Consider the following 22,496-nt stretch of genomic DNA (forward strand, 5'->3'; position numbering starts at 1 on the left):
GACAGCAGCAAACCGTCCGAGGCTCGGGAGTGGTCGGTCTTCGCGCTCAATGGCCGCCGCAGCCGTGCCCGCCACAGCCATGGCCACCACAGCTGTGCCCTCCGCTGCTGTGCCCGCCACAGCTGTGGCTGCTTCCGCAGCCGTCCCCGCCGCCCCAGCTGTCGGGCCTGCCGGAGCGCTGCCCGCGCGCCCCACTACCGCGGGGCCGACCTGTTCCCCGCGGGTAGGGCCGTTCCTGCTGGCGTAGGCTCGCCGCCCACCACTCGTCCCGCTCGCGTTTTTCCTGCTCCTCCTTGCGGATCTTTTCGCGCCGGGCGGCGTCCCGGGCCGTGCCGTCGGCCGGCTGCCACGGGCCGAGGCCGTGGCGGCGTCGCGGTAGCAGCGGGGCGGCCGTGACGCCGGCATACGTGTGCTCCGGCCCCTGGTATGCCGTGCGGTCGATGACGGCGTACTCCAGGGCGACTTCGGCGCCTTCCCAGGGCGCGCCGTACAGGACGGCCTCGAAGGGTTCGCGGCGGGGGTCGATGTCGTAGTGCCCGTCGTCGGGTCGGTAGGTGGAGCTCGTGCCCAGGAGCCGCGCCGTGCGGTCGGTGTCCCGGCCCTTGGGGAAGTACGCGATCAGGGGCCGCCCCGAGGTGGCGCGGGCATCCGGATACAGCCAGTGGCAACCGTCCGGCGCGATCCGTACGCCCACCATCAGAGCCGGTTGGGGCTGCTCGTGCAGGCGGCGCGCCGCCCGGAAGGCGACGTGGCCGTGCCCGTACACGACGGTGCCCGGGACGAGGAACAGCAGGGCGGCGATCTGCTGCCCGACGGCGTCGTACGGTGCGCGGTCCGGTGCCGTCAGATCCTCGACGAGACCATCGGTGAGGACGGCGCCGGCGATGAGGCAGAGGACGAGCCCGAGGTAGAACTGCCGGTACCCGCGGTAGCCGTCCGTCTCGGGCACCCCGTCCGGGAGTTCGCGACGGCGCCGGCCGGCCGCGGCGAGCGCGAGCGCCCGTTGCCTGCGGCGGGCCCGCAGGCGCAGGCACGCACCGGTGAACGCCCATGCGGAGACGACCAGGGCCAGGAAGTATCCGCTTGCGGCCAGGCGGTCGCCGGCGTCGGGCACGTCGGGCGACGCCAGTGACACCGCCGCGTCCGCCGCGACCACGACCGTGGCCGGCACGGTCGGGACCGGCAGATAGCGGTACCACAACGGCAGCGCGGCCAGCAGGACCGCCGCGGGGTAACCGAGCCAGTGGGTGCCGCCGTGCGCGGACCCGCCACCGCTCCACCGCAAGATCGAGAACCCACCGGTCAGGACGTACGACACGGTGACCAGGACGAGCAGCACCCAACTGCCCTCGACCGGGGCGAAGACCACCGGGACGCGAGCCTTCCTCCAGCGCTCGGCATCGGCGACCGACCAGGAGGCCACGCCGCCCTCGGGCAGTGCCCCCGGCGGCAGACGCTTGACGTGGTCGCTCACGGCGTACTCCTTCCGCAGCACGCCGGACAGCCGAGGCTGCGCACTGCCTCGCCGACTTCGGTCAGGCCGTGGTTCTGGGGTTGGGACGGTCGTCACCAGGTCCGCAGGCGCGTGCCATCCGGCGCGTCAGTATCCCCAACGCCGGTGAGGGGAGCCACGGTCTGGTCGAACAGTTCCCCCGTAGGGCGTTTCCGAGGATCCACAGGTTAGGAGCAGCCGATGAAATCGCCGTGAAAGAAAAGAGCGGAGGAGCCGGGGTCCGGTAGACGAATGCGCTGTCGCTGGGGCGGTCGTACGCGACGCTCCGCCGCTCGGTGAGAAGCCTGTCGGCTCGCTTGGACGGCAAAAGGCAAAGGCAAGGAGAACCCTCTCCTTGCCACTCTCAACATATAGCGCACTGGGGGGCTTGCCGCAAGGCCCCGGTCATGGCGCAGAATCGTCGGCCGATGTCGCAAACCTGCGGAAATGGAGGCACGACGTGCGTGTGCTGTTGTCGACGCGTGGAGGACGCGGTGACGGCGAACCGGTGGTGGGACGGGCAGTGCGGTCGAGGGCGCTCGGGGCGGAGCTGCGGGGGTGCGTGCCGCCCGACAGGGCGGAGCGGCCGGCCGACTCGTCGGGGGGAAGGCGCCCGGAGATGAGGACGTGCCCGACGGGAGATTCGGCGGAGCCGGCGGCGTCGGTGATGCGATCGGCCGCCGCAGTGCGCCGGAGCGCGGCTGCCTCGGAGGTATCGCAGTGATCGAGCAGTACGTGCTGGACCTTCGAGAGGTCGACGAGAAGCAGACTGCGGTCGTCGGTGGCAAGGGCGCGCACCTGGGCGAGCTGTCGCAGATCGAAGGCATCCGCGTGCCGGGGGGCTTCTGTGTGACGACGGACGCCTTCCGGCGGATCCTGGCACAAGCGCCGTCGATCGACGATCGGCTCGATCAGTTGTCGCGCGTGAACCCGGACGACCGGGAGGCGATCCGCACGCTCAGCGCGCGGATTCGTCGGACCATCGAAGCGATCGCCGTCCCGGACGACATCGCGGCGGCGATCACCCGCGTGCTCGCCCAGCTCGGCGAGCAGACCGCCTGCGCCGTCCGTTCCAGCGCGACGGCAGAGGACCTGCCGACGGCCTCGTTCGCCGGCCAGCATGACACCTACCTGAACGTCGTGGGCCCGACGTCCGTCCTCCGGCACGTCAGCCGGTGCTGGGCCTCGCTGTTCACCGAGCGGGCCGTGACCTACCGCCAGCGGAACGGCATCGACCACCGTACGGTCCACATGGCCGTGGTCGTACAGCAGATGGTCTCCCCGCACGCGGCCGGCATCCTGTTCACCGCCGACCCCGTCACGGGCAACCGGAAGGTCGCCACCGTGGACGCCGGCTTCGGCCTCGGCGAGGCCCTGGTCTCCGGCCTGGTGAACCCGGACGTCTTCACGGTGCGGCAGGGCGAAGTCGTCGCCAAGGCGATCGCCGCCAAACAGCGTGCCGTTCACGCCCTGCCGGCCGGTGGCACGCAGGAAGTGGCGATCGACCCTCAGCGGCAGGAGCAGCCGGCACTGACCGACGCGCAGGTGGTGCGGCTCGTGCAGCTCGGTCGGCGGATCGAGGCGCACTTCGGCCGCCCGCAGGACATCGAGTGGTGCCTGGTCGACGACGGCTTCCAGATCGTTCAGAGCCGGCCCATCACGACGCTGTTCCCCATCCCCGAGGCCGGTGACCAGGAGAACCACGTCTACGTCTCCGTCGGTCATCAGCAGATGATGACCGACCCCATGAAGCCCCTGGGGCTCTCCATGTGGCAGCTGACGGCCATGGTGCCGATGCACGAGGCCGGCGGGAGGCTGTTCGTCGACGCCACCCGGCGCCTGGCCTCGCCCGCTGGCCGCGCCGCCCTCCTGGACGTCATGGGGAGAGGCGATCCGCTGGTCAGGGACGCTCTGGAGACCGTCCTCGGCCACGAGGATTTCGTCCCGTCGCTCCCGGACGCCCCTCCTGGCAGGCCGCGGTCGGGCAGGCCGCAGGCCAGCGGCGCGTCCACCCCGATCGCGACCGATCCGGCCATCGTCAGCGGGCTGATCGAGCGCAGCCGGGAGTCCGTCGCCGCCCTGGAGCGCGACATCCGGACGAAGACCGGACCGGCGCTGTTCGACTTCCTGCTGGTGGCCTTCGAGGAGCACAAGCGAATCCTCAGTGATCCACTGAACCTCCAGGCGATCATGGCGGGGATGGAGGCCACGTGGTGGCTCAACGACAAGTTGCAGGAGTGGCTGGGCGAGAAGAACGTCGCTGACACGCTCACACTGTCCGCCCCCGACAACATCACCTCCGAAATGGGACTGGCGCTGCTCGACGTCGCGGACGTGATCCGCGCGCGGCCGGAGGTGGTGGCGTTCCTGCAGGGCGTCGAGGACGAGGGTTTCCTGGACCGGCTGGCGGAACTCGCGGGCGGGGCCGAAGCGCGCGCCGCCATCGAGGGCTACCTCGACCGGTACGGCATGCGCTGCGTCGGCGAGATCGACATCACGAGGCCACGTTGGCGCGAGTGCCCCACGACGCTCGTGCCCGTGATCCTCGACAACGTCAGGAACTTCGAGCCGGGCGCCGCCGAGCGGCGCTTCGAGCAAGGGCGGCAGAAGGCGCAGAAGAAGGAACAGGACGTGCTGTCGCGCTTGCGGGCCCTGCCGGACGGGGACCAGAAGGCCGACGAGACCAAGCGGATGATCGACCGGGTCAGAACCTTCATCGGGTATCGGGAGTACCCGAAGTACGGCATCATCAGCCGCTACTTCGTCTACAAGCAGGCCCTGCTGAAGGAGGCCGAGCGCCTCGTGCAGGCCGACGTGCTTCCCGAAAGGGACGACATCTTCTACCTGACCTTCCAGGAACTCCACGACGTCGTGCGCTCGAACCAGGTGGACGACCAGCTCATCCAGCAACGCAAGGACGCGTTCCGCTCGTACCACGCGCTCACACCGCCCCGGGTGCTCACATCGGACGGTGAGGCCCTGACCGGGGCGTACCGGCGCGACGACGTGCCGGCCGGCGCCCTGATCGGTCTACCGGTCTCCGTCGGGACCGTCGAGGGAAGAGCCCGCGTCATCCTCGACATGGCGCAGGCCGACCTCGAAGCCGGCGACATCCTGGTCACGACCTTCACGGACCCGAGCTGGTCGCCGCTGTTCGTCGGCATCGCGGGCCTGGTGACGGAGGTGGGCGGCCTGATGACCCATGGCGCAGTGATCGCCCGGGAGTACGGCTTGCCGGCCGTCGTGGGCGTGGAGCAGGCCACCCGGCTGATCCGGGACGGACAGCGGATCCGCGTGCACGGAACCGACGGGTACGTCGAGATCCTGCCTTGACGGACCCCACCCCACCCCACCCCACCGTGAAGCCCCACGTGACTTCCGACTGAACAACGCCAAGCATGCCCGTGAGAACGGGGAGGCCGTCCGCGATGCCCGCATCAGCAACCTGCCCCAGGTCCTCACCGGCCTGATCTCGGACGATCAAAGCGGTGCTGTCGGTGCCGCCGGTGATGTCGGATTTGATGGAGCCGGAGGACCGGTCACGGTGGTGCCATCGGCGTTCCGCCCCAAGGCGGCTGCAAGGACGGCAGGTAGGTCCGGCTCGGGGACGGCAGCGCGCACTTCCGCGAGGACGTTGGGAAAGTCGGCGTCATCGATGGCGCCCAGGTATTCCTGGCGCAGGCGGTGGATGATCTCTACCAGTTCGGGCCGCAGCCGCATCCAGGCGCGAGACGTTCGGATCTCGTCCTCGACACGGTCCATGAACCAGCGCATGACGTCGTAGGGGATGTCGAAGTGCCGTCCTTGGGGATCGAAACAGACCGTCGGCTCACGCGCCGGGTCCTCGTCGGGGACGATCGCCGTCACGAGGGCCCGTCGATCCTGCCGGTCCAGGCATCCCACGGCGAGGGACAGCCCCCGCAAGTCTGCACCACCCGCGCCAGGCTTACGTCATCGTGCAGTTGGGCCTCGACAGTCAGATGAGCCTCGACGGTGCCCAGGTGCTGGTCGTGGGCGATGACGAGGTCATCGTCGAGACCGAGCAGACGAACGCTCCCCGTGCGGAACTGAAGCGTGAGACCGGCGGTGAAGTCGACACGGCCGTCCCCGTAGCGGATCTCCCGAACCGAGCGGATCGACTGTCCGACGAACCGGGTCACCGGAACGTCCGGCGAATCGCGCCAGGCGCCACCCCGGCTGTCAGTTCGCCGAGCACAGACCGTCGAGCTCGTCCCCGATGGCCTGGCGCAGCGCGTCGTGCTGCGGCCCGAGTGCGAACCGCTCGTCGGTCCAACTGTCGCGCGGGTAGAGCCAGACCGGCTTGCTCACCAAGTCGATCGGCTCCCACTCAAACCGTGGCCAGACATGCGCGTGCAAGAACCCGTCGGTGTTGCCAAGGATCTCAAGATTGACCCGCCGGAAGGCTGTGTCCATACGACGGGAGGCTCGTTCGACTGCCTCTCCGAGCCGGTCCATGTCGGACAGGAAGGCCAGTCTCTTGTGCTTGGTGAGGTCCGACAGCCTCTCCACTGCGGGGTCATCCGCCAGGAGCACCGAGTAGCCCGGCAGAAACTGCACATCTCCGATCACTGCGAACCCTGCGTCCAAGCGCCGGAGCACAGTGGGGTTCTCACCCCTCAGGGCACTGCCGATCCGGTCCATCCGCCAGTCATCAACCATGATCAGAACCTACCTGGTGGCGCTACCACGACGGGATTCCTTCGGGGAGCGGGCTCTGGCTTCGCGTACGGGCCTGGCGGTGGGCCGGGGTTGGAACCGGAGAGAGCACCTGTCCGACGGATCAACGCTCAGCGACTGAGCGCCTGGGCCCGCCGGGCAATTTCATCCGGGGTCAAATCCTCTACGTGCGTGAGGAAAACCCATACATGCTCCGTCTTCGGTGGGTGATGCAGATGGGTCGAACTCCGACTGTCCATGCCTGTCGATGGATGGTGGTGGACAGGCGCCCGGAGGCCGCCTCAGCCCGCCGGGTCTGGCCGGTCGTCGTCGCCCTCGTTGCCCGGGACGGCTGCAGCGATCTCGTGCTCGATGCGTCGGAGGGCTTCCTGGGCCCGTGCCGACAGGGCGCCGTCGTCACCGTGCTCATCGGCCATGGGGGCACGTTCGGTGGTGGCGGTGGCGGCGGTAGTGGTGCTGGGGTTCGCGAAGTGGCGGAGTACAGGCAGTGCGCCGGTCGCGTCCCCGGCGATGTGCCACAGTGCGTCAGCGGCGGCCACGCGTAGGGCACCGGCCTCTGCCGGGTCGTCGCGCATGCCGCGCAACGCGGGCGCCGCGGCCCCGGCGCGCGATCCCAACTCGGCCAGCCAGCCACAGGCGTTGTCGTCGAACCGCCAGCCGCGTCGGCCGGCGACGCGGCCGGGCCGATGACGGCGGTCCAACACGTTCAGGAGGAGCGGGATAACTTGGGACGCCATCTCGTCCGCCGCCGAGTCGGCCGAGTCGGTCGAGTCCGCCGCTTCGCCCGTCGGGGAGGGCGTTGAGGTGTCCGTCGAGGTGGTCGAGGTGGTCGTCGAGGTCCTCTGTCCCATCAGGGCGCGGATGGCGGCGAGTCCGGTCTCCGGGTCGGCGCTCACGGCGACCCGCCGCAGCGCCGCCAGCGCCCGAGCGTCGTCCAGCCCCCACCTGCGCAGGAACGCGCAGCTCGCCGAAGCGGCCTCCAGTTCGATGAACTCGGGGCGGGCGTCCGGGGCGCACGAAACCGTGGCGTCGATGCGACGGCTCAGCCGCTCCAGCGCGGCCACCACCTCCGGCACCGCCGGGCCGCCGCCGCGCCACTGCTGCGTACCGGTGAGCAGCGCGTTGACCTCGGCGGCCGGGAGGTCCTGGGACAGCCGTGCCCGGATCGCCGGCCACAGATCGTCGGCCAACGCGGCGGCTGGGCGCAGTAGTTCGGCACCTGCGGTGCCCGCGGCAACACGTTCCCGGAGACCCGGCAGACACCTGCGGTCGCCACGCCGGGCGAGCCGGGCCAACGCCGCCTGTGCCACCTCGGGATTCCGCCGGGCCGCGGGGCCGCTCGCGGCCGCCGCCAGCGCATCGAGGTAACTGCCGTACATGTCAAGATAGTTGGTGGATATCGCTGCCTGCCGTACTGCCGGGTCAGGGTGGTCCAGCAGCGCCCCGACGGCCGCCGCGTGGCCTGCGTACCGTGTGGAGCCCGCGGCGCACAGCCGGTCCGCGACCCCGACAAGGACGCGCGCCGCGACGGCGTCCAGCCGGCCGTCACGCAGGGCCGCCAGCATCAGGGTCAGCCAGCGCGAGCGCACCTCGGGCGCGCCGACGAGCCAGGAGTCGACGGCGTCCACCGGGCCGTACGGCACCGCGCCGGCCCACTCCGGATCGCACCAGGCCAACTCCCCCAGTGCCGCTCCGGCTTCACCGCCGCAGAGTGCCAGCGCCTCGACCACCGCGTCCTCGACGGGTCCGGCGCCGTCCGTCGTGGAGGTCGCGCCGGAGCCCACAACTGCCGACGCCCCGCCGGGCCTCGACGCCGGGCGCAGCAGCAGGCCCAGTGCGGCGCCCAGCGCGTCGGCCGGCTCGCCCCGCAGGCAACGGCGCAGCTGCGCACGTACGTCGGGGCGGTCCGCGTACCGACCCAGGACCACCAGCAGTCCGAGCCGGACCGCGGGGTCGGGTGCGTGCAGGCTGTGCTCGCGGATCGCCGGGACGATCGCGTCGGCGGGAGCAGCCGCATAGGCGAGCACCACCGGCACCATGCGTCGCACCGCCACGTCCGGGTGGGCAAGCCGCCGGAGCAGCGCCGGCACCCCTGCCGCCAGCGCTCGGGACAGTTGCTCCGCCCACGCGCCGACGAACGCCCAGCCCTCTCCTTCCGACACACCCAGGTCGTCCAGCAGGGCGTCGAGAGCCGCTGCGCTCCGGCTGCCCGGCTCGTCCAGATCGACGTCGAAGTCGCGGTACACCACTGTCTGCCAGTCGAACGTGACGCGGCCCTCACCTGCGGACTCCATGGACGCACAGCCTAATCGCCGCCTCGGACGACCACGAACGGGATTCGTCCGCGGCGCAGGCGCCTGCACCGACACAGACCCCGGCGCAGGCCCCGGAGCCGGCATCGACACCGAGGCAGGTACAGACACAGACACACGCACAGACACACGCACAGGCACGTCAGCCGGCTCTCGGGGCGCCGTGCGCCGTCACCTCCACCACCCGGCCGCCAGGCGACACCCTCGCCTCCAGCCGAGCCGGTCCCCTGCCCCCCGACGCGGGATCCCGATAACTCAGCAGGTGGCCGCCCCACCCATCCCGCAACGGCACGACCGTGACCTCGGCGCCCGCCCGCGCCTCGGGGAACCACTTCCCGACGAACCGGTCACCGACGCTCCGCGCCCGGCCCGCGGCAAGCACCCCATCGCCGCCATCAGCCGCCCCGTCCCTATCCCCGTCCGGCTCATCCCACCTGAACCGTTCGAGCCGCCGCTCCGGCCACCGCACGACGAACGACCCACGCCGACCCAGATCCACCACCAGCCGCCAACGCCCCTCCGCCACCTTCTTGCGGGTCACCGTCATGCCATTCTCGGGTCGGCCGTACAGGTCCGCTACGGCTCCGTCCAACCATGACTCCTGAGCGAACTCCAGCGCGCGCCGGTCCTGTGCCTGCGCGTCCCCGTGAAGCGGTTCGACGGCCACCGCGAAGGCCCCGGTCAGCAGCAGTCCCCCGAGCACCGCCGAGCCGGAACCCCACAGGGCGTCCCTGCGCGTCAGGGGCCGGCGGCGCTGCCGGACCCACAACGCAACGATGCCGAACAGCACCCCGAGACACCCACCCAGCGCGTTCGCCTTGAGGTCGTCGTAGCTGCACGCCCGCCCCAACTCCGCTACCGCCTGCACCAGTTCGATGCCTCCGGTGAGCAGCCACGACCCCGACAGCACCGCGATCGGGCGCCGGAACAGCAGCACGGCGAGGAAGCTCACCGGGACGAACAGCGCGACGTTCAGGCGCGACGACTCCGAGCCCAAGAACGCCCACCCCGGCAGGCCCGTGTCGCAGGAAGCGCCCTGCCCCGTTCCTCCGCCCCCCCGGCAGCAGTGTCACGACGAGTACGCCCGCCAGGGCACCCGCGCACAGCAGCGACAGGACCACGGAACCGCCCTTCGCCTTCGCGGCCGCCGCGGCGGCTAATCCCAACACCGCGGCGAGAACGAGGAACGCCGGTATGAGGCCCGACAGCGCCCCGATGGATGCTTCGATCACGAGATTTCCCTTGGTTGGTTGTTGCCTTGTTGCCTTGTTGCCTTGACGGCTTGTTGCCTTGACGGCTTGTTGGCTTGTTGGCTTGTTGGCTTGTTGGCTTGGTGGGAGCGGGAGTGGGGGCGCGGCGCCCTTGCGGGGCGGGGTGGAGGCGGTCAGGGTGGTCGGCATCGTCCCGTTCGGTGGTCGGCGGTGTCCGGCCCGGTACAGAGGTGGAGAGCGCGTGGCTTCCTTCGTCCTCCCGCACACCCTGCACGGCGGGGATCCGCACAAGGTCATCGGGGTGCACGGTCGGTTCGCCGGCCGGTCGGCCTTCGGCCCGATCGTGCCGGATCTCGACCGGGACGCGTTCCAGTACGCCCTGGTCGACCTTCGCGGCTACGGTGCGGCGAAGGGCCGACCGGGGGTCTACGCCACGGCCGAGGGGGCGGTCGATGTGCTGGCGCCGGCCGACCGGCTGGGGTGGGATCGGTTCTCGGTGATCAGCCACTCGATGGGCGGGCGCACCGGCTCCGCGAGCGGCGGGACGGCGGCCGGGTGACCGCGGGAATCGGCGGGCCCGGGGAGCCGCACACCCCCGAAGCGGCCCTCCGCCGGACGACCCGACCACCCCAGCCATCCCGACCACCCCAGCCACCCCTACCGCGCCAGAGATCCCGGAGGACACTGCGATCCCGGAGGACACAGAGCTCCCAGAGGACCTGGAAGTCCGGGAGATTGGGAAGGTCCTGAAGGTGCCAGCGGCCCCACGGTTTCCAGAAGTCCCAGACGTCTTCCACCCGCGCCGGTACGCCAAGGGCCTGCCGCACGGCGCGTATCGGATGCTGCGCGACCGCCACCCGGTGGCCTGGCAGGACGAGCCGGAGGTGCTCGGCTGGCCGGCCGGCCCCGGCTTCTGGGCGGTGACCCGGCACCGGGATGTCGTACGGGTGCTGAAGGACGCCCGGACCTTCTCCTCCCAGCTGGGCGCCACCCAGATCCGCGACCCCGATCCCGCCGACCTGCCGTTCATCCGGCGGATGATGCTCAATCAGGATCCGCCGGAACACGGGCGGTTGCGGCGACTGGTCAGCCGGGCCTTCACCCCGCGGCGGGTGGACCGCTTCGAGACCGCCGTGCGGGAACGGGCCCGCGCGCTGCTGACCACTGCGGTGCACACCGCGCGGTCCGGCGACGGGGCGTGCGACGTCGTCAGCGCCGTCACCGACGACTACGCGCTGCTCAACCTCGCCGATCTGCTGGGCGTCCCGCCCGGTGAACGCGGGCTGATGCTGGACTGGACCCGGCGGGTCATCGGCTACCAAGACCCGGACGAGGCCGGCCCGGCGGCGACCGGGGCGGACGGCCGGCCCGCCGACCCCCGTTCCCCGGCGATGCTCCAGGACATGTTCGCGTTCGCCCGCGAGCTGGCCGTGCACAAGCGGCGGCACCCCGGCGACGACGTGATGACGGTGCTCGCCACCGACCCCGAACTGGCCGTGCCCGAACTGGAGATGTTCTTCTTCCTGCTGACCATCGCGGGCAACGACACCGTCCGCAGCGCCGCGCCCGGCGGGCTGCTGGCGCTGGCCCGGCACCCGGACGGCTATGCCGCGCTGCGCGGCGGCGCGGTCGCGATGGGCCCGGCGGTGGAGGAGTTGCTGCGCTGGCATCCGCCGGTACTGAGCTTCCGCCGGACCGCCGCGACGGACACCGAGTTGGCCGGCCGGCGGATCCGCGCCGGCGACAAGGTCGTGGTCTTCCACGGCTCGGCCAACTACGACGAGCGGGTCTTCACCGACCCCGGCCGACTGGACCTGGCGCGCTCGCCCAATCCCCATGTCTCCTTCGGCGACGGTCCGCACGTCTGCCTGGGCGCGCATCTGGCCCGGTTGCAACTACGGGTGCTCTACGAGGAGACCTGCGCGCTGCTGCCCGCCGTGGCGGTGGCCGGACCGCCACAGCGGCTGGTGTCGAACTTCATCCACGGGCTGAAGTCGCTGCCCCTGCGCCTGGCGACCTGAGGCGGAGGCGGCAGGCCGGCGGGGCAGCGCTTCGACGGGTCAGTGCGGGGCGGCCGATGTGACGTGCCGTCCGGGGGTGTGGGCCGTCGTCCAGTCCACGATCTGTACGGCCGCCCCGGCGGCCTCCTGGCCACGGCAGCCGGCGTGGTGACGGCGGGCGATGGCGTCCAGGTCGAGGTGGCGGCCGAAGGCGGGGAGGGCGGCCAGCCGGCGGGCGTAGGACCACAGACGTCGGTGTCCGGCGATGCGCTGCACGGCCGCGGCGTCGAGGTGCCAGCGGTGGACGGTGTCGAGTTGGACCAGGTTCACCCACAACTGGACGTCTGCGGCGGTGAGTTCGTCGCCCAGCAGGTAGGGGCGGTCGGTAAGCCGTCGCTCCAGCGAGGCGAGCGTGCCGAGCAGGGTGCCCAGGGCGGTCTCGTAGCCGGGGTGGTCGCTGCCGAGGCCACCGGCGTGTTGGGCAGCCTGGTTGAGGTCCTGCTCGCAGTTGCGCGCCAGGGCGTCGATGGCGTCGCGCGCGTGGTCCGGGTACAGGGCCGGTCCGCGGGTGCCGAACCGCTCCGCGAGGTCGCGGAGGATGTCCGGGGCGTGGGTGCTGACGATGCGTCCGGTCCAGTCGTCGCTGAGCACCGGGGCGGTGGCCGGTCCGCGGTACTGGTGCGCGCTGGCCTCGTAGAGGGGGCGCAGCGCGGCGTAGCCGCACTCGGGGGCGTCGGGGACGGCGGGCAGCGGCGTCACCGGGAGGGTGTCGCCGAGGTCGAGCAGGCTGTGGGTGATGGCGATGCCCAGACAGTGCGGACAGGAGGGTGAGAGGTAGAGGCGGTAGCGGTGGGGGACGGGGTAGTGACCGCTGCGCATGTCGGAGCCGATGCGGCCCCGGAAGGCCGGCGCGGTGGCGGTGGCGGATGTCTCGGCGGCGGTTGCGGCGGACGTGGAGGTGGAGGTCATACGAGTCCCTGGGTGCGAGGTCCGGTGCGTGGGCGTACGGGCGGGCACATGGCGGCGGGCGCGTACGGGCGTGGACGGACGTCCGCACGGTGGCGCCGGGCACGGGCCGGGGCCCGCGAGGGTGGCGCGGCGTCGGGAAACCGGGGCGTGGGCGCCCCGTGGGAGAACTATGCGGCGCTGCAGACGCGCAGCAGATCGATGTGCCGGCGGGAGGTGAGGAGGGGAAGCGGCCGGCCCGCGCGTACCGCGCGGTCGCCGTCCTGCTGTGCGTGCCCCATGGATTCCCACCTGTTCGCTAGGGTTCCCGCCTTCGAGTGTCGAGGCGGTACCGGCCGGCGTCAAGGGTGGTGCGCCGGCGCGGTCCCGGTGGTTGACCGCGCGACGCGCGCCCCGCACGACGAACCCCCGCGCGCTCGGCGCTTCCCGCCCGCCCCGTAGGACGGGCCGATCCGGGCCGAAGCCCGACGCGCCCGCTTCTCCCCCTCGGGGATAATGCCGGCATGCGGATTTCAGCCAGAGCGGATTACGCGGTGCGCGCCGCGCTGCAACTCGCGCACGCCCGGGACGGGCGCCCGCTCAAGGCGGAGGCCATCGCCGATGCGCAGGACATCCCGCACAAGTTCCTGGAGGGCATCCTCAACGACATGCGGCGGGGCGGGCTGGTCCTCAGCCAGCGCGGCGGGAACGGCGGTTACCGACTCGCCAAGGCGCCGCAGGAGATCAGCGTCGCCGATGTGATCCGGGTCGTGGACGGGCCGCTGGTGTCCGTACGGGGCGTGCGGCCGCCGGAGTTGTCGTACACCGGGCCCGCCGAGTCCCTGCTGCCGCTGTGGGTGGCGCTGCGGGCCAACGTCCGCCAGATCCTCGACGGCGTCTCGCTGGCCGATGTGGCGTCGGCCGAACTCCCCAGCCGGGTCTCCGCACTGACCGAGGACCCGGCTTCATGGACGAACCCGTGAAGCGCACGCGCATCGGAAAACGGTGACGCGCACGCGTATCACAGACCCGTGACGCGCAGGCGCATGGGAACCCGGTGACGTGTACGCGTATCGCAGACCGGTGACGCGAAACCGCGGCCGGGCCTCGTGTACGCGTCCGGAATGCGACCCTGATCCGTCCACCCCTCGAACACACCTTGCTCGGAGCGAAGTTCAGGTCGCATCATGCAGTCGTTCTAATTCCCTACTAATCCAGTGGGAAAACTGGGAAAGCCTGACCGGTGCGGCCCCGCAGTCCGGTGCGCAGCCCGGTTCCAGCCGAGGAGGACGGTGAACGGCGCCATGCCGAAGAGGTCCGCAACACGCCCCGCCGCCCCGCAGGCCATCGCCCCGGCGGAAGACGAGATCTGGCCGCGCGTCACCCGTGAACTCGCCGACGACCTCGCCGTCGACGCGCTGGTCCGCGACCGGGCCGGCAAACCGCCCTTCGACGAGTTGTCGCGGCTGCGCGAGGCCGGGCTGCCGGCCCTGCTGACCCCGCCCGGCCCGCTCCGCGGCGGCAGCGACTGGCGCACCGCCTGCGGAGTCGTCCGCGAGATCGCGGCGGCCGACAGCTCCATCGGCGAACTCCTCGCCCGCCACTACGCCCTCTCCTGGAGCACCCGCTTCTTCGGCACCCCGGACCAGGCCGACGCGCTCGAACGCCGGGTGGCGGAAGAGCAGTGGCTGCTGGCCGGCGACGCCGGCAACCCGGCGAGCGACGCCGAACCGCCCGCCCCGGGCACCGTCCCCGACCTCACCCTCACCCCGGACGGTCGAGGTCATCTGCTGCACGGGCGGCGGTCGTTCGCGGCCGGGGTCACCGTCGCCGACCGCCTGATCGTCGGCGCCGCCTGTGCCGAGACCGGCGACTGGCTGATCGCGCTGGTCGACCCGGCCCATCCCGGCGTCACCACCGACCCGGCGCACGACCGTCTGGGCCAGCGCCTCACCGGTGCCGGCAGCGTCGCCTTCGACGCCGTACCGGTGCCGCCCGAGCAGATCCTCGGCACCGTCTCCCACGACGAGCAGCACGTCACCCCGTACGCCACGCTGGCACCGCTGACGCTGCGGCTGGCCCTCGTCCACATCGCGCTGGGCATCGCCGAAGGGGCGCTCGCCGAGGCCCGCGACCTCACCCGCGCCGCCCCGCGCACCTGGCAGGCCGAGGACCCCGTCCCGGCCCCGTATGCCGAGCGGCCCGGCGGCGACCCCTACCTCCTGCTCGCGTACGGCGAACTGGTCGCCGCCGCGCACACCGCCGCGGCCGTGGTGGAGCCGGCCACCGAGGCACTAGCCAGGGGCCTGTTGATGGGCGAGGAGTTGGGCGTCAACGAGCGCGCCGACATCGCGGTGCTGGTCGCCGCGGCCGAGGCGGTCACCGGCCAGTCCGCGCTGCAGATCACCACCCGCATCCTGGAGCTGACCGCCACCGCCGACGCCGCCGGCGGCGACCCGGGCTTCGACCGGTTCTGGCGCAACGCCCGCGTACTGACCGCCCAGCGCTCGTCCGCGCACAGCCTCCGGGCCATCGGCGACCACTACCTCAACGGAGCACATCCGCCGCTGACCCTGCGGATCTGAGGGTCAGCGGCGGATTCCGGGCGGCGGAGGGCTCAGACGGCGGCCAGCATGCTCCGGCCGAGCCAGTCCGCGGAGTCCCGCACGCCGGGCAGCGCGAAGAAGTACCCGCCGCCGGTCGGCGAGATGTAGTCCACCAACGGCTCGTCGATCAACCGCTCCTGGGTGACCTCGAACTGGCGGAGGACGTCCTGCTGGTAGCAGCAGAAGGCCAGCCCCATGTCGAGGTTGCCGACGTTGTCGACGCCCCGGTCGTAGTTGTAGCCGCGGCGCAGGATGCGGGAGTCGTCGGTCTTGGCGGTCCGCGGGTTGGCGAGCCGGATGTGGGAGTCCAGCGGGATCGCGGTGCCGTGCGGGTCCTTGTGGTACGCGGGCACGTCGAACTCGCCCGCGCCGTCCAGCGGGGCACCGGTGTCCTTGCGGCGGCCGAACATCTTCTCCTGCTCCGCCAGCGAGACCCGGTCCCAGAACTCCACCAGCATCCGGATGATCCGGATGACCTGGTAGCTGCCGCCGGTGGCCCAGGCGGGCTCACCGTGGCCGTCGCCGACCCACACCAGACGGTCCATCTCGCGCCCCGACTCCACGTCGGGGTTGGCTATCCCGTCCTTGAAGCCGAGCAGGTTGCGCTGGGTGCCGCTGGGCCGGGGCGCGTTCTGGAAGCCGTCGATCCGCCACTTGATCTGCATCCCGCCGCGGGTGTGCCGGGCGATGTCGCGCAGCGCGTGCAGCACGGTGTCCTGGCGCTCCGCGCAGATCTGCAGCGACAGGTCGCCATGGCACTCGGCGGCCTGGAGGTTGTCGTTGGGGAAGGTCCGCATCGGGCCGAGCTTGCGCGGCTTGGCCTTCGCCAGGCCGAAGCGGTCGTCGAAGAGCGAGGCGCCCACGCCCACCGTGACGGTCAGCGCGTCGGCGGGGACCACCGGCCCGAGGATGCCGTTGTCGGACGGCGGGGCGCCGACACCGAGGTCCTGCGGGGCGCCGCCGGCGGTCAGGAAGCGGGCCCGCTCGGTGATGGTCCGCAGCAGCTCGGTGAGTTCCTTGCGGTTCTCCGCGATGACGTTCAGGGAGACGAAGGCGGCAGCGGCGGGCTGCGGGGTGAGGATGCCCGCCTGGTGGACGCCGTGGAACGGCACCTTCCCGGCGTCGGCGGTGTCGGCGGCCCGTGCCGTACCGGCGTTGCTCTGGCTCAGCGCGAAGCCGCCGCCGGCCAGCACCGCACCGGCCGCGCCGGCACCCAGCGCGGTCTTCACGAACGAGCGCCGGTCGGCGGGACAGCGGCCCTGCGGACCGGGCGTTTCGGCGGACATCTCGTGGTTCCCTTCGGAGCGTGCGTGGGGTGGTGCGGTGTGACTCGGGGTGGGGCGGGTGGGGCGGTGGCCGTTCGGGCGGGGCGCCCGGTGGGTCCGGCGGGGTGCGCTCGGACGCACCGGGCGTCCCGGCCGCGGGCGGGTCAGGCGGACTTGCGGATCTCCAGGAGGTCCGGGACCGGCGCCAGGTGCTCCAGCAACTGGCCGGTGATCCCGTTCAGCCGCTGGCGGGCGGTGGCGTCGAGCTTCTCGACCGGCGTCCACGTCCCGTCGTGGTGGGCGTCGTCGAGCAGCTTCTGCATCCGGGCGATGTCGCTCTCGATGGACGTCAGCAGCTGCGGCTCGCGCTTGGCGATCAGCGGGCGCAGGACGTCGAGGAGTTCCCGGGTGCCCGTGAGGTTGGCGTCGGCGGTGGCGAGGTTGCTGCCGCTGCCCTGGTCGGTGTCGCCGGTCAGCTCGAACTGGAGGGTGTTCTCCAGGATCTCGTGGGTCCGCAGCGGCAGGTCGCCGGGGTCGAAGTCCTGGGTGGGGAACGCCTTTCGCAGTCCCACCACATCGTCGTGCAGCTGCTGGGCCGGTCCGCTCAGCTCGTCCGCGGACGCGCCGTGCCACAGCCCGTACTCGATCCGGTGGAAGCCGGCGAAGTCCTTGTCGTGCACGCCGCCCGGGAGCCCGTCGACCCGCCCGTTGATCTTCTTGTCGAAGTCCTCGAACGTGCCGTAGGCGGCGCCCAGCGAGGAGTAGGTGCGGTGCGCGGTGAGCCAGTCCGTCCGCGCGCTGTCCAGGTCGCCGCCGGCGAGGTCGTCGCTGAGCTTCTGGGTCTGGCCGGTCAGCGTGGCCAGCCCCTGGTCGACGTACTGCTTGTAGGCGCGCAGCGGCCCGGCGAGGTCCTCCTCCGAGACCGGGACGACGGCCTTGGTGCCGCCCCCGCCGCTGACCCGTACGGCGGCCGAGGTGACCGCCTTGCCGCCGGTGGGGACGCAGCGCCAGGCGTACGAACCACCGGCGATGGTGGCGACCAGGTCGCGGGTGGTGCCGGGGGCCAGGCCCTCGATCTCGCCGTAGACCGCGTTGGTCGCGGGGTCGACGAGGTACACCTCGGAGGTCTTGTCACCGGTGTTCTGCATCTGGAACGTCTGCCGCCCCGGCTTGGGCGCGGTGAAGCCCTTGCCGCACTCCTTCTCGGACACCGCGATGGTCGGCGCCCCGGCCGGCTTGGACTTGCCGAAGGCGACGATCCCGCCCGCGACGACGGCGGGTACGGCGACCACGGCGACCGGCAGCAGCCACGCGGGCCGCTTCCGCCCCCCGCCGGCCGGCGCCGCCACCGGCTCCGCATCCGCCGGAGACTCCGACTCTGACCCCGACTCGGACGCCGACTTCGACTCGGACTCTGTCCCCGTCCCCGTCACCGGCTCCGAGGCGTCCGTCCCCTCAGCCGGACCCTCCGCCGAGGCTTCCGCCGCGGTCCCGTCCTTCTCGACGACGACCTTCTCCTCGGCGGCCTCGACCGCCTGGTCCGCTGCCGCGTCGACCGCTGCCGCCTTGGCCACCGCCGGCTTGTCCGCCTTGGCCTCCGCCACCCGCTGTGCCGGTGCCGGCTTCGCAGTGGCCCGTATTCCGCGGACGAACAGCGTCATCACGATGACGAGGTATGCCGCGTACCCGATGACCTGGAGCCAGGTCATGGCCGGCATGAGGTTGAAGACGCCCTGGACCAGGGTGGTGTACCAGGCGTTGGGGTCGATGCTCTGACCGAGGTCGAAGGCGAACGCGGTCTTGCCGGGCAGGACCCCGCCTTCCTGGAGGTCCCGCAGGCCGTAGCCCAGGACACCGGCGGCGATGACGATGAGCACGGCACCGGTCGCGGTGAAGAACTTGGTGAGGTTGATCTTGAGCACCCGGCGGTAGAGGCCCCAGCAGAGCCCCGCCGCGATGACCAACCCGATCCCGGCGCCGATCATCGGCCCGACGGATTCGCCCGCCGCCCGCGCCGTGGTCCACAGGAACAGCGCGGTCTCCAGTCCCTCGCGGCCCACGGCCAGGAAGGAGGTGACGATCAGCATGCCCGAGCCCATGGCGAGGGCCCCGGTGACCTTCTCCTTGATCTCACCGGAGAGGCTGCGCGCGGAGCGGCGCATCCAGAACACCATCGCGGTGACGAACGCGACCGCGATGACGCTCAGCGTGCCGCCGAAAGCTTCCTGCGCGGTGGCCGAGAGCGAGGCGGCGGTGAAGGTGAGGACCGCGCCGAAGCTCATGGCCACCGCGATCGCGGCCAGTACACCGGTCCACACCTGCGGCAGACGGGACTTGGCCCCGGCCCGGACAAGTGTGGCGACGAGGATCGAAACGATGAGTCCGCCTTCTAGACCTTCTCTCAACCCGATCAAGAAGCTCGGAAACGCGTCGTCCCACATAGTTGTCCTCTCCGGCCCGCAACCGCACCGGTATGCCTTACCTCAGTTAGCGAAGGCATACCTTAGTCAGGCGGTCCGAAGATGTCTACATCACTGTAGTCACATAGTCACGAGGGGATAACAAGCCTAGCCAGCGCCCCACGCGGACCGGACACAGGGTCCCCACTCCGGCCCCCCAGGCACACCCTCAGTCACCCGACGCCCCGTCGTGACCACCACCCTCCCCGCGCGTTCTCCAGGCATGAACAACGCACACATCCCCAACACAACGGACAATCCAGTCAATTCGCGCGTGCGAGCCGGCATCCCCCGACGCACCGACGTCGTCCGCCGCACTCTCCTGACACCCCTCGCCACCGCAACCCTCACCCTGGCCACCCTCGCCGCGGCGGGTCCGGCACACGCCGACGGCGGCACCATGCCCCACGTCAGCGGCAAGGGTCTGGTCACCGCCTACCAGGCACTCGGCTACGACACCGCAGTCCAACTCAGGGACGGCCGGGGCGCCAGACGCCACGTGCTGTGGCCCGGCAACTGGAAGGTCTGCGACCAACACCCCCGCCCAGGCGCCCCACTGCCGCACCGAGCGATCACCCTCACCGTGGTCAAGGCCCGCGAATCCTGCGGCGACGGGCGGTAGAACGCGGGGCCCCGGTAGTCGCCGCAGGATGGCGGACCTCCGACAGAACCCCCTCACGCCACCGAACGAGCCATCCCCGACGACGATGTGATGACACATCAGGACTCAGATCCCCTACCCCCGGCCCCCGGGCTCCCGGCCCCTGGATCCCCAGAGCCCCGGAGCCAGCGACCGTGCAGCACCCACCCCACGCGCACAGGCCCCGACACTGAGGTCCCCGATCAGCCCGACGATCAGCACGGAGGCCGGCGCGGCGATCAGCCCACCGGGGATCTGCTCGTCACTGACGGCGAAGCAGCCGCAGGGGGCACGCACGGGCCCGCGCACACGAGAGCCCGGGGTCAACAGCCCCGGGCTCCGTCACTTCCGCTCATCGTGAACAACACAGTCCCCGGGAGTCCGCATCGTCACCATCTACCTCAGTCGTCGCTGAGGCTCCGGTTCGCGGGGCTTCCGGGGGCCTAGCCAGGGCCACGCCAAGGGTCTCCTGCCAACAAACGTCTTTGTCGACGGTGCGGCTCTCCGGTTTTCTGGTTAATCTCCAGTTTCCTCCCGTTTTGCCCATAGTCAAGAGCTGAGCCGAACGAGAGCGGAAATAACCGTCGCGGCAGGTCGGCGCGCGGTGCTGCACATCAAGAGCGCATAAAGATTGCCGGGATGCGGCAATGTACGGCGGCCCGGCCACGTGTGACGATCATCCCCGTTCGGGCGGAATGAGCGAGTGCGGGAGGGCTGCACATGGCCTGGTTTCTTGGTCTCGGCATCGGCGGGATCGTCGTACTCGCGCTGTCGCTGATCTTCGACGGGCTGCTGGAGGGGCTGTTCGGCGGCGTGCTGGACGGGCTCTTCGACGGGCTGTTGTCCCTGCCGGTCATCGCCGGGTTCCTGTCGATGTTCGGGTTCGCCGGCGCGATCGTGTGGGGCGGCACCGGGCTCGGTGCCGGGCCGGCCATCGGTGTCGGACTGGCCGCCGGGGTCGTGGCCGGGGGTGCCACCTGGCGGTTCAGCCGGGCGCTGATGCGCGACCGGACCGACCCGGCACCGCGCCGCGAGGACCTGGTGGGCACCGCCGGTTCGGTGGTGACCGCCATCCCCGCCGACGGGTACGGCGAGGTGCTGCTGCGGCTCGCCGGTCACCCCGTGAAGCTGTCGGCCAGGAGCGCGGTCCCGGTGGCCCGCGGCGCCGAGATCTGGGTGGAGGCTTCCCTCTCGTCCACCTCGGTGGCGGTCCGCCCCGTCGAACGCTGAGCGGGGCGGGGCGCGGCCCCGACGCCGATGCGGGCCCGGCCCCGCCCCTACACCCCGGACCCGGCACACCCGCCGCCGGGCCGGTCATGCACACCATCACCTTGATCTGCCTACCCCCAGGAAGGCAGGGGGGATTCGTTATGAGTTCAGTCATTGTCGCCGTGATCGGCGCCGTCGTCCTCGTCGTGTTGCTCGCCCTGGTAGTGATCACGCGCTACAAGGTCGCCGGGCCGAACGAGGCGTTCATCATCACCGGCCGTCGCGGCAAGACGTCCACCGACCCGGAGACCGGCCAGGTCAGCGTCGACAACAGCGGCCAGAAGGTCGTCGTCGGAGGCGGCGTCTTCGTGATCCCGTTCGTCCAGCAGCGCTTCTCGCTGGACCTGTCCAGCCGGCACCTGCCGGTGGCGGTGCGCGGCGCGGTCACCCTGCGCGGTGTGAAGGCCAACCTCGACGGGGTCGCGATCGTCAAGGTGGGCGGCAGCGAGGACGCCATCCGGGCCGCGGCGCAGCGCTTCCTCCAGCAACAGGACGGCATCGTCGGCTTCACCCAGGAGGTGCTCTCGGGCGCGCTGCGGGCCATCGTCGGCCGGATGGCGGTCGAGGACATCATCCGCGACCGGGCCGCCTTCGCCGGGCAGGTCGCCGAGGAGGCGGAGGCCAGCCTGTCCGGGCAGGGCCTGATCCTGGACGCGTTCCAGATCCAGGACATCACCACCGAGGGCTCGTACCTGGAGGACCTGGGCCGGCCGGAGGCCGCGCGGGCCCGCCAGGAGGCGGACATCGCGGAGGCCAACGCCAAGCGGGTGTCGGAGCAGGCGCGACTCAAGGCCGCCGAGGAGATCGCGGTCGCGGAGCGGACGCTCTACCTCAAGCAGGCCGAGATCCGGGTCGAGACCGAGGCCGCCGCCGCCAAGGCGAACGCGGCCGGCCCGCTGGCCGAAGCCGCGCGCCAGCAGGAGGTCCTCTCCGAGCAGGAGAAGGTCGCCGAGCGACAGGCCGCGCTCACCGACCGGGAGCTGGACACCAAGGTCCGCAAGCCCGCGGACGCCGCCCGGTACCAGGCCGAGCAGGAGGCCGAGGCGCGCCGGATCGCGCAGGTCAAGGAGGCCGAGGCGGACGCCGAACGGGCCCGGCTGACGGGTGAGGGCGAGAAGCTCCGCCGTGCCGCACTCGCCGAAGCGGTCCGGCTGGAGGGTGAGTCGGAGGCCGCCGCGCTCGCCTCGAAGGGGGCCGCGGAGGCCACCGCGATGCACAAGAAGGCCGACGCCTTCGCCCGCTACGGCGATGCGGCCGTGCTCCAGATGCTGGTGGAGGTCCTTCCGCAGGTCGTCGCGAAGGCGTCCGAACCGCTGGGTGCCGTGGACAAGCTGACGGTGATCTCCACCGACGGCGCCGGGCAGTTGCCCCGCACGGTGGCGAACAACGTCGCCCAGGGCGTGGAACTCCTCGGCTCGGTCTCGGGGGTGGACCTGGCCGGCCTGCTGAAGCGGGTGACCGGGGGCACCGATGGTCCGGCCGGGTCCGGCGGCGCGGCTCCCGCCCCCGCCGCGGCCGCGAACGGCAGGATCGAGGTCACCGACTGACCCTGCGGATACGCAAGTTGACGCCCGCGCTCCGACCGGAGCGCGGGCGTCA

The 22,496-nt window shown here is 71.6% G+C and carries 18 protein-coding genes; 8 read left to right on the forward strand and 10 right to left on the reverse strand.

Going from position 1 to position 22,496, the window contains the following annotated elements:
- Positions 1–46 precede the first annotated feature (46 nt).
- Positions 47–1,474 (reverse strand): hypothetical protein, encoded by a 1,428-nt coding sequence (locus SNOUR_RS04400; protein ID WP_067344033.1) that lies wholly within the window; start codon positions 1,472–1,474, stop codon positions 47–49.
- A gap of 738 nt (positions 1,475–2,212) precedes the next feature.
- Here SNOUR_RS04400 and rph point away from each other — a divergent pair.
- Positions 2,213–4,825: a rifamycin-inactivating phosphotransferase gene (rph, locus tag SNOUR_RS04405; protein ID WP_067344035.1), complete on the forward strand. Its 2,613-nt coding sequence runs from the start codon at positions 2,213–2,215 to the stop codon at positions 4,823–4,825.
- A gap of 147 nt (positions 4,826–4,972) precedes the next feature.
- On the opposite strand, the gene SNOUR_RS04410 is transcribed toward rph, so the two are convergent.
- The 5 genes from SNOUR_RS04410 to SNOUR_RS04430 all read right to left on the reverse strand — a co-directional run bounded on the left by SNOUR_RS04410 (position 4,973) and on the right by SNOUR_RS04430 (position 9,499).
- Positions 4,973–5,359, reverse strand: coding sequence for a hypothetical protein (locus SNOUR_RS04410; RefSeq protein ID WP_312631925.1), 387 nt, complete (start codon positions 5,357–5,359; stop codon positions 4,973–4,975).
- Complete coding sequence (locus SNOUR_RS04415; RefSeq protein ID WP_067344038.1) at positions 5,356–5,652, reverse strand: hypothetical protein; 297 nt, start codon at positions 5,650–5,652, stop codon at positions 5,356–5,358. The genes SNOUR_RS04410 and SNOUR_RS04415 overlap by 4 nt, the downstream gene beginning before the upstream one ends.
- Positions 5,653–5,692: 40 nt before the next feature.
- Positions 5,693–6,172 (reverse strand): HIT family protein, encoded by a 480-nt coding sequence (locus tag SNOUR_RS04420; RefSeq protein WP_067344039.1) that lies wholly within the window; start codon positions 6,170–6,172, stop codon positions 5,693–5,695.
- 299 nt (positions 6,173–6,471) lie between these two features.
- On the reverse strand, positions 6,472–8,484 hold the full coding sequence (locus tag SNOUR_RS04425) for a hypothetical protein (RefSeq protein ID WP_067344041.1): 2,013 nt from the start codon (positions 8,482–8,484) through the stop codon (positions 6,472–6,474).
- A 160-nt stretch (positions 8,485–8,644) separates the two neighbouring features.
- Positions 8,645–9,499, reverse strand: coding sequence for a VanZ family protein (locus SNOUR_RS04430; protein WP_067344042.1), 855 nt, complete (start codon positions 9,497–9,499; stop codon positions 8,645–8,647).
- A gap of 455 nt (positions 9,500–9,954) precedes the next feature.
- Between SNOUR_RS04430 and SNOUR_RS04435 the strand changes: the two genes are divergently transcribed.
- Both SNOUR_RS04435 and SNOUR_RS04440 read left to right on the forward strand, forming a co-directional pair.
- Positions 9,955–10,272 carry an alpha/beta fold hydrolase gene (locus SNOUR_RS04435; protein ID WP_079142195.1) on the forward strand — a complete coding sequence of 106 codons (318 nt, stop codon included), beginning with the start codon at positions 9,955–9,957 and terminating at the stop codon, positions 10,270–10,272.
- A 187-nt stretch (positions 10,273–10,459) separates the two neighbouring features.
- Positions 10,460–11,734: a cytochrome P450 gene (locus SNOUR_RS04440; protein ID WP_079142197.1), complete on the forward strand. Its 1,275-nt coding sequence runs from the start codon at positions 10,460–10,462 to the stop codon at positions 11,732–11,734.
- Between the two features lie 39 nt (positions 11,735–11,773).
- On the opposite strand, the gene SNOUR_RS04445 is transcribed toward SNOUR_RS04440, so the two are convergent.
- Entirely contained in the window at positions 11,774–12,682 is a 909-nt protein-coding gene (locus SNOUR_RS04445) for a glutathione S-transferase C-terminal domain-containing protein (protein ID WP_067344045.1), read from the reverse strand.
- Positions 12,683–12,849: 167 nt separating this feature from the next.
- A complete protein-coding gene (locus SNOUR_RS47985; protein WP_312631936.1) occupies positions 12,850–12,960 on the reverse strand; it encodes a putative leader peptide in 111 nt (36 codons plus the stop codon).
- A 222-nt stretch (positions 12,961–13,182) separates the two neighbouring features.
- On the opposite strand from SNOUR_RS47985, the gene SNOUR_RS04450 reads away from it, so the two are divergent.
- Positions 13,183–13,641, forward strand: a complete 459-nt coding sequence (locus tag SNOUR_RS04450) for an RrF2 family transcriptional regulator (protein WP_067344047.1) — start codon at positions 13,183–13,185, stop codon at positions 13,639–13,641.
- A 321-nt stretch (positions 13,642–13,962) separates the two neighbouring features.
- The gene (locus SNOUR_RS04455; RefSeq protein WP_067357675.1) at positions 13,963–15,243 is read left to right on the forward strand and encodes an acyl-CoA dehydrogenase family protein; all 1,281 of its coding nucleotides are present in this window, start codon (positions 13,963–13,965) and stop codon (positions 15,241–15,243) included.
- 32 nt (positions 15,244–15,275) lie between these two features.
- On the opposite strand, the gene efeB is transcribed toward SNOUR_RS04455, so the two are convergent.
- Together efeB and efeU are read right to left on the reverse strand one after the other, a co-directional pair.
- Positions 15,276–16,550, reverse strand: a complete 1,275-nt coding sequence (efeB, locus tag SNOUR_RS04460) for an iron uptake transporter deferrochelatase/peroxidase subunit (RefSeq protein ID WP_067344049.1) — start codon at positions 16,548–16,550, stop codon at positions 15,276–15,278.
- A gap of 143 nt (positions 16,551–16,693) precedes the next feature.
- Complete coding sequence (gene efeU, locus SNOUR_RS04465) at positions 16,694–18,970, reverse strand: iron uptake transporter permease EfeU (RefSeq protein ID WP_067344050.1); 2,277 nt, start codon at positions 18,968–18,970, stop codon at positions 16,694–16,696.
- Between the two features lie 292 nt (positions 18,971–19,262).
- Between efeU and SNOUR_RS04470 the strand changes: the two genes are divergently transcribed.
- The 3 genes from SNOUR_RS04470 to SNOUR_RS04480 all read left to right on the forward strand — a co-directional run bounded on the left by SNOUR_RS04470 (position 19,263) and on the right by SNOUR_RS04480 (position 22,444).
- Complete coding sequence (locus SNOUR_RS04470; RefSeq protein WP_312631940.1) at positions 19,263–19,610, forward strand: hypothetical protein; 348 nt, start codon at positions 19,263–19,265, stop codon at positions 19,608–19,610.
- A gap of 738 nt (positions 19,611–20,348) precedes the next feature.
- Complete coding sequence (locus tag SNOUR_RS04475; protein WP_067344052.1) at positions 20,349–20,858, forward strand: NfeD C-terminal domain-containing protein; 510 nt, start codon at positions 20,349–20,351, stop codon at positions 20,856–20,858.
- A 140-nt stretch (positions 20,859–20,998) separates the two neighbouring features.
- On the forward strand, positions 20,999–22,444 hold the full coding sequence (locus tag SNOUR_RS04480; RefSeq protein WP_067344054.1) for a flotillin family protein: 1,446 nt from the start codon (positions 20,999–21,001) through the stop codon (positions 22,442–22,444).
- Positions 22,445–22,496: the final 52 nt, after the last annotated feature.

It is taken from the genome of Streptomyces noursei ATCC 11455, assembly GCF_001704275.1.
In the GTDB taxonomy this organism is placed as follows: Bacteria; Actinomycetota; Actinomycetes; order Streptomycetales; family Streptomycetaceae; genus Streptomyces; species Streptomyces noursei.

Bases quoted from the DNA above. Each gene is read 5' to 3' on its own strand.
- SNOUR_RS04450 (WP_067344047.1), top strand. From the start codon at position 13,183: ATGCGGATTTCAGCCAGAGCGGATTACGCGGTGCGCGCCGCGCTGCAA.
- efeU (WP_067344050.1), bottom strand. From the start codon at position 18,970: ATGTGGGACGACGCGTTTCCGAGCTTCTTGATCGGGTTGAGAGAAGGT.
- SNOUR_RS04425 (WP_067344041.1), bottom strand. From the start codon at position 8,484: ATGGAGTCCGCAGGTGAGGGCCGCGTCACGTTCGACTGGCAGACAGTG.
- SNOUR_RS04475 (WP_067344052.1), top strand. From the start codon at position 20,349: ATGGCCTGGTTTCTTGGTCTCGGCATCGGCGGGATCGTCGTACTCGCG.
- SNOUR_RS47985 (WP_312631936.1), bottom strand. From the start codon at position 12,960: ATGGGGCACGCACAGCAGGACGGCGACCGCGCGGTACGCGCGGGCCGG.
- SNOUR_RS04455 (WP_067357675.1), top strand. From the start codon at position 13,963: ATGCCGAAGAGGTCCGCAACACGCCCCGCCGCCCCGCAGGCCATCGCC.
- efeB (WP_067344049.1), bottom strand. From the start codon at position 16,550: ATGTCCGCCGAAACGCCCGGTCCGCAGGGCCGCTGTCCCGCCGACCGG.
- SNOUR_RS04445 (WP_067344045.1), bottom strand. From the start codon at position 12,682: ATGACCTCCACCTCCACGTCCGCCGCAACCGCCGCCGAGACATCCGCC.
- SNOUR_RS04480 (WP_067344054.1), top strand. From the start codon at position 20,999: ATGAGTTCAGTCATTGTCGCCGTGATCGGCGCCGTCGTCCTCGTCGTG.
- SNOUR_RS04420 (WP_067344039.1), bottom strand. From the start codon at position 6,172: ATGGTTGATGACTGGCGGATGGACCGGATCGGCAGTGCCCTGAGGGGT.